The sequence below is a fragment of the Thalassospira profundimaris genome, from assembly GCF_003326675.1.
Taxonomy (GTDB): domain Bacteria; phylum Pseudomonadota; class Alphaproteobacteria; order Rhodospirillales; family Thalassospiraceae; genus Thalassospira; species Thalassospira aquimaris.
This window is the reverse complement of sequence record NZ_JPWF01000007.1, coordinates 157,963-170,784: the sequence shown is the minus strand read 5'-3', so window position 1 is coordinate 170,784 and position 12,822 is coordinate 157,963. Positions and strand designations below refer to the sequence as shown.

General features: G+C 53.7%; 9 protein-coding genes. 5 read left to right on the top strand and 4 right to left on the bottom strand.

From position 1 onward, the window contains the following. Window positions 1-9: 9 nt before the first annotated feature. Window positions 10-1,470: an aminoacyl-histidine dipeptidase gene (locus TH19_RS12185; protein WP_114102735.1), complete on the top strand. Its 1,461-nt coding sequence runs from the start codon at window positions 10-12 to the stop codon at window positions 1,468-1,470. A gap of 68 nt (window positions 1,471-1,538) precedes the next feature. On the opposite strand, the gene TH19_RS12180 is transcribed toward TH19_RS12185, so the two are convergent. Further along, the gene (locus TH19_RS12180; RefSeq protein WP_114102623.1) at window positions 1,539-2,909 is read right to left on the bottom strand and encodes a DnaJ domain-containing protein; all 1,371 of its coding nucleotides are present in this window, start codon (window positions 2,907-2,909) and stop codon (window positions 1,539-1,541) included. 184 nt (window positions 2,910-3,093) lie between these two features. Between TH19_RS12180 and TH19_RS12175 the strand changes: the two genes are divergently transcribed. Then, the gene (locus tag TH19_RS12175) at window positions 3,094-4,131 is read left to right on the top strand and encodes a phosphoethanolamine methyltransferase (RefSeq protein WP_114102622.1); all 1,038 of its coding nucleotides are present in this window, start codon (window positions 3,094-3,096) and stop codon (window positions 4,129-4,131) included. A gap of 148 nt (window positions 4,132-4,279) precedes the next feature. Further along, window positions 4,280-4,405, top strand: a complete 126-nt coding sequence (ykgO, locus tag TH19_RS12170; protein WP_007090004.1) for a type B 50S ribosomal protein L36 — start codon at window positions 4,280-4,282, stop codon at window positions 4,403-4,405. A gap of 101 nt (window positions 4,406-4,506) precedes the next feature. On the opposite strand, the gene TH19_RS12165 is transcribed toward ykgO, so the two are convergent. The 3 genes from TH19_RS12165 to TH19_RS12155 all read right to left on the bottom strand — a co-directional run bounded on the left by TH19_RS12165 (window position 4,507) and on the right by TH19_RS12155 (window position 8,827). Next, window positions 4,507-6,363: an adenylate/guanylate cyclase domain-containing protein gene (locus tag TH19_RS12165; RefSeq protein WP_147250760.1), complete on the bottom strand. Its 1,857-nt coding sequence runs from the start codon at window positions 6,361-6,363 to the stop codon at window positions 4,507-4,509. Window positions 6,364-6,493: 130 nt separating this feature from the next. After that, window positions 6,494-8,344, bottom strand: coding sequence for an adenylate/guanylate cyclase domain-containing protein (locus tag TH19_RS12160; protein ID WP_114102620.1), 1,851 nt, complete (start codon window positions 8,342-8,344; stop codon window positions 6,494-6,496). Between the two features lie 45 nt (window positions 8,345-8,389). Beyond that, a complete protein-coding gene (locus tag TH19_RS12155; protein ID WP_114102619.1) occupies window positions 8,390-8,827 on the bottom strand; it encodes an Lrp/AsnC family transcriptional regulator in 438 nt (145 codons plus the stop codon). Between the two features lie 165 nt (window positions 8,828-8,992). Between TH19_RS12155 and TH19_RS12150 the strand changes: the two genes are divergently transcribed. Together TH19_RS12150 and TH19_RS12145 are read left to right on the top strand one after the other, a co-directional pair. Continuing rightward, window positions 8,993-10,072: a saccharopine dehydrogenase family protein gene (locus tag TH19_RS12150; RefSeq protein WP_114102618.1), complete on the top strand. Its 1,080-nt coding sequence runs from the start codon at window positions 8,993-8,995 to the stop codon at window positions 10,070-10,072. 261 nt (window positions 10,073-10,333) lie between these two features. After that, a complete protein-coding gene (locus tag TH19_RS12145) occupies window positions 10,334-12,772 on the top strand; it encodes a tetratricopeptide repeat protein (RefSeq protein ID WP_258547938.1) in 2,439 nt (812 codons plus the stop codon). The last annotated feature ends 50 nt before the right edge of the window (window positions 12,773-12,822 follow it).

The following is a 12,822-nucleotide window of genomic DNA, read 5'->3' as shown; positions in this document are numbered from 1 at the left end:
AGCGCCACCGTGAACGAAATCAGCAAAATTGCCCCGGTCGCAATTTGGGAAAACTTCCAGAAACTTTGCGATACCCCGCGCCCGTCGACCAAAGAAGAAGCCGTTCTTCAGCTTCTTGAAAAAATGGCGGATGACAAAGGCTTTGCGCATTTCCGTGATAGTGGTCAGAACCTTGTTGTCTCTATCCCGGCCACGCCGGGCTATGAAGACCGGAAGATGACCATTCTGCAGTCGCACGTTGATATGGTGACCCAGGCCAATTCCGGTTCGACCCACAATTTCGATACCGATCCGATCCGTATGCTGATCGATGGCGAATGGATCACTGCCGATAACACCACCCTTGGCGCAGACAACGGTATTGGTGCTGCTGCCATGATGGGTTTCATGACCGAAGAGGGGCTGGAGCACGGCGCGCTTGAACTTCTGTTCACGGTTGACGAGGAACGCGGCCTGACCGGTGCGATGAACCTTGAACCGGGCCGTCTTAAGGGTGAGATCCTTCTGAACCTTGATACCGAAGACGAGTACGAGCTTTGCGTTGGCTGTGCGGGTGGTGGCGATCTTGTCGCGACCTTTGAATACACCCCCGAAGCCGTCGCCACCGGTTATGTTGCGCGTGAAGTTGCCTTGACCGGTCTTAAGGGCGGCCATTCGGGGATCGACATCATTCTGGGTCTTGGCAATGCCAATAAGCTGATGGCACGTTTCCTGCGCACAGCAATCCGTGATTTTGCTGCGCAGATCGTTACGATCAATGCCGGTACGGCGCGTAACGCCATCCCGCGTGAGTCTTTCGCGACTGTTGTACTGCCCGAAGGCAAGGTTGCAGAATTCGATGCGGCACTTTCGGCGTTTGCCGATGAAGTGCGCGATGAAATCGGCGCGCTTGAACCGAACTTTGCCGTTGCTTCCAAACAGGCAGATCTTCCGGCCACTGCCATGACGGCGGCCGATTCCAAGCGTTTTAATAATGCGTGTGTTGGGGTACCCAATGGTGTTCAGGCCATGAGCACGTCGGTCGAAGGCGTTGTTGAAACGTCGATCAACCTTGCCATCGTCAAGGTCGCGGACGGCACGGCAAAGGCAACCCTGTCGGCACGCAGTTCGATCAATTCGGCACGTGATGCCATTCGCGAAGCAGCAACCGCCGTCTTTGAAATGATTGGTGCGACGGTCGTGTGGGGGGATGCCTATCCGGGCTGGAAACCCAATGCAAACAGCGAAGTGGTCGAGATGATGAAATCTGTTCATCGCGACATGTTTGGCAAGGACCCGGAAATCCGTGTGATCCATGCCGGTCTTGAATGCGGTGTGCTTGGTTCGAAATATCCGCATTGGGATATGGTTTCGTTTGGCCCGACCATCAAACGTGCACATAGCCCGGATGAATGTGTCCATGTGCCAAGCGTTCTGCGTTTCTGGGATTATCTGCTGGCGGCTTTGAAAGCGATCCCGACCAAGGGATAATTGCCCGCTGGGGTAATTCGGGGCCTACAGATTAGAAGTCTTTGCTGCGACTGACCGGAATTATTCGGTCAGTCGCATTTGTTTGTGGCACACCATGTGTCGCGCGCAATTGATCCGTTGCCCGGAACAAGGGCATCAAGATTAACAAAGCCACTTTCGCCAATTGTGGTTTCAACTTCGATCCAGAAGCCCTGACTGTCGCCAGAGATATAGACGGTTTCAAAGCGGGTAAGGCGGCGGATGATCTTGTGATTTACGCTTGGCCCGTCGCGCATGTTCAAAAGTTCGCGGTCAACGTAATAAGGGTCGCGATCTTCGCCAATCAGCTGTTTGACCTGTTTGGTGATCTGGCTGCCTTGCTTGGCGACCAATTCCGGGATTTCGCGGGTGACAAAACCCTGACCCGGGCCAAAGGCGATCAAACCGGCAAAAATCAGGAAGAAAAGCGGGCTTAAATGCAAAAGAGCATCGCCCATACCCGCGCGTTTCCACTCATCGCGAACACGACGGGTTGGTTGACCATCTTCCAGACGGCGCAAATTGGCGCGCACTTGTTCGGCCAAGGCGGATCGGTTGGTGCCGATGAAATCAAGGGCCTGCATTAACACCGCACGGGCAAGCGGTTTGTTTCCGGCACGTTCAAATGCGGTCGCATGGGCAAACAGCATCTTGGCATTGCCTTCGGGCGGGAAGGTGCCGCCACGCATATTGCCAAGAATGGCCTTCCAGGCAGGAACGAAGCTTCGCCATCCCCAGAATCCGCGCAGCCAGGTAATGAAGCTGGCCTTAAGCGCCATCTTTTTTGCGCCTTTGGGGGCCAGATTGGCCGTCACGGTTTCAATTTTACAGGAATGAAGGAAGCCCCGGACAATTTTGAATTCGACCTGTCGCGGCTGGGCTGAAACAACGCCGGTTGCAGCACAGGCAATGAAGCCCTGCGCGTTATTGTCCGTCTTTTTGGTTTTGTGGCGGCGTGCGCCGGGATGAATATTGGTTTTGCGTGCGCCGGATTTGGCCTGTTGTTCACGATAGGCCTGATTGGCGCGTGCGGTTTTTTCATCCGCGCCCTGCTTCGGGCTATCCTGTTTACGGCCGCTACCGGCAAAGCCCTGTTTGGTGCGGTTGGCATTCTGCGGGCCTGCGGCATTCGGACCATAGCCAGATGCGGTTGAATTGCCCGACGGGGATGATTTGGATTGCGTGGCGCTGTCTGTGTGGCCCGCTTTGTTGGCAGCTTGCGCAGGTGGTTTGCGTTCACCGGTCAGGATTTCATAGGCCTCGGTGATATCTTTGAATTTTTCTTCCGAGTCCGGGTCTGTATTGCGGTCCGGATGGTATTGAAAGGCCAGTTTGCGATAGGCGAGTTTGATTTCCTTTGCGCTCGCGCCCGGCGCAATGTTCAGCATTGTGTAATAGATGCCAAGACGATCTGTATTCATCTCTTATCTGACTTCCTGTCCTGACAAACCTTTTGGCGCACGCAATCGGTCGACGCAAATCACTTCGCCGACACCGGATGGCGCAATCATATGATCGAAATCTTAATACGTTGTCACTTTTGCCTATTTGTCATATTTTGCAAAAATCACGTGAACGCGTATTGCGACGAAACAGGTAGGCGTCTTGAAACTCAAATTTTGGAAGCGCAAGGCCGACGATGACGGCGATCTGTCCGAAGACGGGCAGGGTGGAGCGTCCGAATTCGAGATGCCGCCCGGTCATCATCTGGGGCTTGGCACTCGTCTGCGTGCCAAGTGGGAAGGATATGACGATCCTGTCGAATATTACCTGCTTCAGCTTGAAATAGATGTCTATGCCGACTGGCTGCGCAAGATGCGTGTCTGGCTGTCGCGCCCGGTCGAGCCGGAGCTTGGCGAGCTTGATCTTGATGACGAGATCGGTCGTTGGCCACCCGAACGTATCAGGCTGTATGACAAGCTGTTTGATCACGGGATCATGATCCCCGGAGGGCACGAATACGCGCTGGAGCTGGCAAAGCCGCTGGCTCTTGATGAAACGCTAAGCTGCCTTGAAATCGGGGCAAAGCTTGGTGGTGTGGCGCGTTTGCTGGCCGACCGTCTTGGCGTGTGGGTGACTGCCTTTGAGCAGGACGGCGAGCTTGCCTTGCTTGGTATGGAGCGTTCCGTTCATGCCGGTGCCCAGAAAAAAGTCCCGGTCCAGACATTCGATCCATCCACGCCGGAATTGCGCAAAGGATATTTCAACGTCGTCTATTCACTGGGCGAGTTGTTCAAGGTCCCCAGCAAAGAGACTTTCCTGCCGGAAGTGGCGGGTACCTTGCGTGAACAGGGGCAGATTCTTTTTACCGATTACGTTTTGACTCGTGATCTTGATGAAAATGACATCGCGAAATGGTCGAAACTTGAAGATTGCGAATTGTTCCCCTGGACCGCGCAGGAATATAAATCGCGTCTCGGACAGCTTAAATTTGATATCCGCATCGCCAAGGATGAGTCTGATACCCATCTGGTGCATATCAAAAAGGCATGGATGACGTTACTTTCGGACATCCAAAAGTCCGGTTTGGACCCTGATATGATGGATTATATGGTTCCAGAGATGGAAATGTGGATGAATCGCGTAAAAATGCTTGAAAATGGGACGCTGGCCTTTTATCGGTTCTACGCAACGATCAACTGATCGCTCAGGTTTCAGACTGCTGCTGGCGACTTTGACGAGATTTGATCCAATTTCTGTCGCCGCAACCTGTTTTAGGTGTTGACAGGGGCATGTCGTACTTCTATTTTCCGGCTTCCTCGAAGGGGCCAAGTTTCTAAGGTTTAAGATTATGAAGATCCGGAACTCATTGAAATCCGCGAAGCTGCGGGAAAAAGGCTGCCGTATCGTGCGCCGCCGTGGCCGCGTATACGTGATCAATAAAAAGAACCCGCGTTTCAAGGCTCGCCAGGGTTAATTCCCGGTACCTTGTTCTCAAAGGTTTTACAGAACGCCGCACCGGTTTATCCAGTGCGGCGTTTTGTTTATCTGCGTTATGCGTTGAAAAGCAGACCGCGACTATTCAAGTCCATCAATTTGGATCGTGTAAACGGCGGAGGTTTCGCTTCTGCCGCGCAGCAGGACTTCTTTGGCCATAATGGCCCGGGACGGGTCACTGAGCTGATTTCGGGTGGTTTCCCCCATCAGGATTTTTGTGCCCAGTTCCTTGTTCATGACCTCAAGCCGGGCGGCACTGTTTACAGAATCGCCATTGACGGTGAATGAAAGCCGGTCAGGTGCGCCAACACTTCCCGCCACCAACTCACCCGTATTGATGCCGCAACGGCAACGCAGCGTCGTGCCTTTGAACTGTTTGCTGTGAACCAGCTTTTGCAGGGCAATGGCGGTATCAAGGGCTGCGTCGGCGTGATCAGGGTCTTCGCCAACCGCATTATAGACCGCAAGAATCGCATCGCCCTGAAACTGGGTAATGATCCCGTTGCGGGATTCGATGATTTCCGTGGCGTCGGCGAAATAGGCATTGAGGATATCAACAACGTCCTGCGGGTCTGCCTTTTCACTCATACTGGTAAAGCCCTGCAAATCGACAAACAGGGTGGTGGCAATGCACTTGCGTGACGGAACGGTGCCAGCGTCGCTTTGGGATTGCAAAAGCGACTGGGCGATTGCCGGTGGGACGAATTTACCAAAGAGTCGTTCAATCCGGGCCCGGTCATGCAGTGTATGGACCATGTGGTTGAACGAACTCGCCGCGTCGTTGAATTCCTTGATCGAACTGGGCGCCAGTTGCGGAACTTCTGCAAGGTTTCCGTCCTCGAACTGGCGTGTCGCAACGGAAAACCGTTTAAGTGGACGGGAAAAGAAGTGTGCAATGATGGCTGCAATAATTAGCGCGCCCAGCAAAACAGCAGCCCCGATCAGGAAGAGCCGGTTGATACGCTGGCCCTGTGCGGCAAAGACAGACGGTTCAAAATGCATTCCGAACGTGATCGGGCTTGAAGTTTCACCCTGTTCCGCGCGGGTGACGATGAATTGATGCTGTCCGTTAATAACAATCTGCGAGGCCTCGATCCGTTGATCAAGTGCGTATGTCAGACTGTCACCAAGTGCGAAAGGCTGCCATCTGGCGCGTTGGGACAGAACCGGATCGCCGATTTCGTCGATTCTGGGCAGGACACTGGTTGCTTCTTCGATGGATTTCGGGATGAAGTCCGAGTTTTCGGACCGCATATTCACCTTTTGCCAGTTCGATAGGCGTGGATGGGCAATAATATGATCGCCAACCGTGATAAAGGCCGTGCGACCGTCTTCCTGATTGCGCATTTGCAAATCGCGCGACAGGCCGGGCAGGGTCAAATACTGGATCAGAACACCAAGATACTGGCCGTTATGAAACAGCGGGATGGCTTCGCCCAGAACCGCCTGTTTAAGCATGCTTTGCCAATAGGGGAAAAGTGTCTGACTTTGGCCGGGTCCCATTTGCAGCAACTGCTTGCTGATCATCATGTCATATAGATCAGCCTTGGATTCTGTGACCTTCTGTGTTTGCTGATCATAACCGATGAACGACCCATCGGCCGTCGTCAGGCCAATTGCGCCAATTGCGGTTTCGCTTGCAATCAGTACAGGCGCTTGTTCTGTCCAGAAGGCGGGGGCAAGTGGATCAATTGCGCCTTCTGCGACCTTGGCCGCAATCCAGTTGTTGCGGTCTGCTGTTCGTGCAAACCGGTCTGCGACCACACGTTCGGCATCGGCGATGTCTGCGCTGGTCATTGTGATCCATAGATCACGGGTGTTTTGAATGGCGGTTTGAAGACCGAAATAAAGCGATAATCCAACGCCGGTGCCGCTGCTTAGAAGCAAGCCGGCCAACAAGACAGCAAAAATGGAAAATCGTCCGTGACGCTTAGCCAAAGTAGTCTCCCATGCATGAAGACGATGCGGTGGTGGTGATTAAACGAGACTATGGGCTTTTGACGTGCATGGAAAGGGCCGCAATGCGAAACTGTGATGCGGCCCCTTTGATTTTTGCTTTTGGTCTGAGTTACTTGGCGGGTTTTTCGGGAACTGTGTATAGCTCGGTCGTGCTATGACGGCCGCGCAAGAGCACTTCGCCCGCTTTTACAACCCGTTGCGGATCAGCAAGCAAAACACGGGTGGTTTCGGAAATCAGAACCCTGGTGCCCAGCACCTTGTTTTCCTGTTCCAGACGCGACGCGGTATTAACGGCGTCGCCATGCACGGTAAAGGACAGGCGCGCCTTCGCACCGACATTCCCGGCAACCATCGGGCCGGTATTCACCCCGCATCGAACCTGAATTTCCAGCCCCTCGAAGGTGCGGTTGGAAACCTCGGTTTGCAGGGCGATTGCACTATCAAGTGCGGCATCTGCATGGTGTTTCAGATCGTCAAAGACGTTGAAGACTGCAAGTATGGCATCGCCCTGAAACTGGGTGATGATGCCGCCATGGGACTCGATGATCTGGGTCGCACAATCGAAATAGTCATTGAGCATCGCGATAATCTGGTTTGGATGCAGGCTTTCGCACATTGATGTGAAATGCGCGATATCAACGAACAGAACGGTTGCTTCGGATTGTTGCGGTGGCAAAACACCAGAATCGTTACCCGATGCCAGAAGCTTTTTGGCAATCGATTGCGGCACGAACTTACCAAACAGGCTGGTGATCCGTTCACGATCATGAACAGCTGCCATCATGTGGTTAAATGATCGTGCTGCATCGTCATATTCACGAATGCGGCTTCCTGAAAGTTGCGGGACATCACTTGATGCAATGTCGTCATCTTCAAAGGCACGGGCCGCAGCGGCAAAGCGCCGGATCGGTTTGGTGAATTGTTTGGAAAGTACGATTGCCACGATGACGGCGATCACAAGGACAGAACCACCAAGGACTGATGCCAGAACCAGCCGGTTCCATTCATCATCAAACAGTTCTTCTGTGAAATGCATGCCGATGATCACGGGGGAAATCGGGGCATTCAACACCTGACGGGTGACAATCAAATGATAGCTGCCATCGACATCCAGCCCGGCGAGACGAAGATTGCTATCCCGTTTTTCATCCTTGTCACCAGTTTTGATGCGTTCGGACTTGCCGATATTGGCAAGAACCGGATCGCCGATATCATGAATGGTCGGCAGGGGAATCGGGCTGCGCGCGATATCGGCACCGTTTATCAATTTGTTGGCAGTGTTTTGGCCCCAGTCACGCAGATCGGGGTGCGCCATGACACGATTGCCGCCAATCAGAATAAACGGGGTCCCCGGAAGGTCTTCGCGCCCGCGAATCAGGCTGTCTGACAGATTGGAAAGCGACAGATACTGAATAAAAGTACCCAGATAGTGCCCGTCATAAAATAACGGCACCCAGCTGGTCAGGACCGTGCGATTGAAATAGGGGTCCCAGCGCGGGAACCCGGTGCGGTTGGGCACCGGACCACGGATATGCGCCAGTTCGGAAAACAGCATGTCATCTTGGGGCAGGGTGCGGCGAATCTCTGTCATATCTTCGGGGTTGAACCCGATAAACTGCCGGTCACCTGTCACCAGCCCATAGGCCATCACATCCATGTCTGCGGCCGCAAGGGCGCGCATCGCATTGGTCCAGCCATATTGAAAGCTGGGGTCAAGGGTGCCTTCTTCAACCTGCTGCGCGACCCATTCGGATCGTTCGTCAACCTCGTTCATGCGTTCATGCATGGTCCGTTGAACAGATGTCAGATCGATATCGGCCAGCATGACCCATAGATTGCGGGTGTTTTCATATGCGGTGCCAAGACCGACATAAAGAGCAAGACCGACGCCCAAAACACTGGTGGCGATGAAACTGGAAAGAAGGACAGAAAGGACAGAATATCTGCGTTTTGGTGTCACTCGGTTTTCTTCCTGAAAGGAGGTTCCCCAACCTCGGAGGGCATCTTAGCGGCGATCGAACTTGGTTGAAAGGATGATTGAGCTCGATGTTCGTTTTATCCCGGCAAGTTCGCCGATCCGGTCCAGCACACCATCCAGTTCTTCGGGGGTGTCGGCGGCGACTTCGGCAATCAGATCATATTCCCCCGAAATCGCCAGGCATCGAATGCAATGCGGGATTTTTTGTAATGCGCCGACCACCCCGGCAGATTGTTTTTGTTCAAGCTGGATCATGACTTCTGCCAGCAGGACTGGGCGGGCTGTGTCACCAAGCTGAACCGTATAGCCCGTAATGGTTTGTGATTTTTCCAGCCGTTCCAACCGTTCCTGAACGGCACTGCGCGACAGGCCGACATCGCGTGCAAGGGCCGCAGTCGGAATACGGGCATTTTCCTGCAATCGTGCGATCAGGCGGCGGTCAGTTTCATCAATCCGGCGTTTCATCGGTTTAAACCATAATAATGACGGGCTATTCAATTGTTTTGACAGTATTGCCGGGTTGCAAGCGTTAGTCCAGCGGCGGAGCATAAAGGGGTAAACAACAAAACGTTATCAGGGCAGTTACAGCATCGTTTTCGATGATGTCTGTTCCGTCGGGAGTTAGAGAAAATGAAAAAGATTTTGATCCTTGGTGCGGGTAAAATCGGCCGTATGGCCGCAGTCATGCTTAAAGAAAGTGGCGACTATGCGGTGACATTGGCAGATGCCAATGGCGCGATGCTGGAATTCTGCGCACAGGATGATGCCGCAACCCTCGTTAAGGTCGATGTTACCGACGAAGTGGCCTTGACCGAGGTGGCGACCGGCCATGATGCGATCCTCTCGACATGCCCGTTTTATCTTAATGTTGCGATTGCCCGCGTGGCGCGCGCGGTTGGGGCATCCTATTTCGATGTTACCGAAGACGTCGAAACCACCCGCGCGATCCGCGAGATTTCCAAGGGCGCGACAGGTGCCTTTGTCCCGCAATGTGGTCTGGCGCCGGGTTTCATTTCGATTGCAGCCCATGATCTTTTCAAACGCTTTGATACGGTTAAAAAGCTTCGTCTTCGTGTCGGTGCCTTGCCGCAAAACCCGACCAACCGTTTGAAATATAACCTGACCTGGTCCACGGATGGCTTGATCAACGAATATCTTAATCCGTGCGAAGCCATTCTGAATGGCAAACGGGTCGAGGTGTTGCCGCTTGAAGGGTATGAACGTTTCACCATCGATGGCACGGAATACGAAGCCTTTAATACGTCGGGCGGTGTTGGCGCGCTTTGTGACATGCTTGAAGGCAAGGTTGATAACCTTGATTACAAAACTGTCCGGTATCCGGGGCATCAGGAAATTCTCAAAATCCTGATCGAAGACCTGCGTCTGGGCGAGCGTCCCGACATGATGAAGGAAATCTTTGAAAATGCCCTTCCGATCACCCAGCAGGATGTGATCGTGATCTTTGCCGACGCGGTTGGAACGCGGAATGGCGAACTGTGCGAAGAAAACTTTATTCGCAAGGTTCACGGCACGGAAATTGGAGGCAAAAACTGGTCGGCTATTCAAATCACGACATCAGCTGGCCTGTGTGCGGTGATGGATATGGTTCTGACCGGCAAATTGCCGGGTACCGGTTATGTCCGTCAGGAAGAAATCAAACTTGATGATCTTCTGGTAAACCGCTTTGGCCGTTATTACGGCGGAAATTAACAAGACTTTCCAAGTTGCAGTCCTGAAATACGTACTGAAAATCCCCCGGCAGTATGTCGGGGGATTTTTGTTTGTTTTGAATGTGTTGAGATTGATGTTTGCAGGCTTTGATCAGGAAATGTCCAATAGCGCGGATCGTCAATGCAGCAATGCGACCAGACGGCATGGTCAGAGCCATTTATTTGTGGCAAAGACGTGGTTTGTTAACGCTTGGCCCTTATGGTTGCCGATCATCACGTTCTTTACGGTTACAGGTATTCCTTGTCTGATTTCGATGCCACTTACCATTCTGCTTTGGGCTTGTATGAAACGGGCCTGTTTGCGGAGGCCGAAGAAGCCTGTCGCACGCTGATCCGCGCATATCCGCAAGCAGCAGAAGCCATGCATCTTGCTGGGCTGGTGGCAGCGCGACAGGGAAATAATGCCTTGGCCGCCGAACGGATGGGGCGGGCGGCGATTGCAGACGCCAACAGTGCCGAAATCCAGCATGATCACGCCCAGTCACTTAAGGCGATTGGCAAGTTGCGTGATGCTGTTGGTGCGTTCAAGCGTGCCATTCGGCTATGTCCGGATGCGCCAGCCCTGTATTGCAATATTGCAAATACCTACCGCCAGCTTGATGATCTGAAGGACGCACGCGAGAATTACGAGCACGCGTTGGCATTGGCACCCGATATTGCCGAAATTCACGCCAATTATGCGGCATGTCTTTATGCGATGGGGGATGTGGCTGCGGCCGAGGCATCCTGTATGACCGCGCTTAAAATGCGGGATGACATCGTCAATGCGCTGGTCCTGATCGGACAAATTCGCCTGGATCAGGGGCGTACGGTATCGGCAAGCGAACCTTTGCGCCGGGCATTGACGCTTGAACCCGGTCATCAGCGCGCATTAACCGCCTATGGCGATGCCCTGTTCCGTTTGGGCCAGTTTGCAGGGGCGCAGCATTGCCTTCGTCAGGTGCTTGCCCTTGATCCATCCGATGCAAAAGCACGTCGCACCTTGGCGCGTCTTAATCTGCGCGTCGGGCAGGGCGGGGAGGCGATTGGGGCGCTTGAACCGCTTCTGGATGCAAATCCGCAAGACCCGCAATTGCTTTTGATGATGGGCGAGGCACTTAGTCTTGTCGGACGCCACAGCGAGGCGGTCGAACGGTTTGGCGCGGCCATCGGGGCCGGCGGCGGTGATGATGCGGTATTCCGTCTGGCTGTCGAACTGGCCGAGGACGGTGATACAGCATCGGCACAATCGGTTTTGCAAAATGGCATTGATCGCAAAATTGCCGCGGGTGAAAGCACAGTGCTTTTCAGAACCGCACGCCGTTTGCTGTTTGCGCCGGTGCCGACCAATCTTGCCGCCCAGAACGACGAAGTTATCCGTGATTTGTTGGATGATGGCCCGGACGATGATGCGTTTGAACCGGATCTGTCATTTGTTGCGTCTGATCGTATTGATCCGACCATTTTGACCCGTTTCCCGCCCGTCTGGCGTGCTGCATTACGCCCCGAAGGTGACACGCAGCTTCGGGCGGTTGGTCATTATTGGGAACGTCTTGTTTCCGGCTATGACGTGCCGAAAATCAATCAGGTCAAGGCGGCGCGTGGCGGGAAAATCCGGCTTGGGATCGTGTCGGCCAATATGTGCGATAACGGTATTGGGCGCTGGATTCTTGGCTTAGTGGATGCAATTGACCGGGACCGGTTTGATGTCACCGTGATCCGTCCACCGATTGGCGAGGATGACATAACATCGCGCATTGATGCGCATGCGGATCTGGTCGTGCCCTTGCCACTTGATCCCTTGCATTCGGCACGGGTGATCTCGGGGCTTGATCTTGATGTGTTGCATTATGCTGATCCGCAGGCCGATGCCTATACCATGCTGCTCGCAAGCTGGCGTCTGGCGCCGATCCAGATTTCCGGCGGCGGCATTGCGGCTACCAGCGGCTTGTCAAACATCGACTATCACCTGATCGCCGAGGACTGGGAAACAGCGGGCGGTGAAAAGCGGTTCAGTGAAAAACTGATCCGGTTGCCGGGCTTGTTTGTAAACGCAACGCCGCCTGAAAATGTAGATATGACCGCGACCGAGTTGCAGCGGCTTTGGCGCTTGGCGCAAGATCGCAATACCTATTTGTGTCCGCAGCCTCTTGATGTTCTGACCGCCGAATTTGATCCGTTGATTGCCGAAATCCTGCGACTGGATGAAACCGCGGAATTGCTGTTGATTGCGCCGGAACGTGATAGTTGGGACGCAGCATGGGGGCGGCGCTTTGCCGTGAACTACGCCGATGTGGCGGGGCGGATGCGGTTTGTGAATGTGCGCAGCCGTGCCGATTTGCTGTCGCTTCTTTGTGCGGTCGATGTAGTGCTTGAAAGTCCGGCCTGGAATGATGCCATGCTGGCATTTGATTGCCTTGGACTTGGCGTGCCACTGGTGACATTGCCCGGAAGTGCCGCACGGTCACGTCGCAGCCATACCTGTTACCGTCAGATTTCCGTGTTTGACTGTGTGGCCTATCATTCGGCGGATTATGTTGATACGGCCCTGACCCTTGCGACAGACAAGCGTCGTCGTTCCGTGGTGTCCCATGCGATCAAAAGCAGGTCGCATATTCTATTCGGGCAAAAGTCATCGTTTGACGCCTATATGCAGTTCCTCGAAGAATGCATATCGGTTCCGGTCGAAAATGTGATGTAATTTCCAATAGATAACCTTGAAATTTCTGAAACTGCCTCCAAACTGTATTG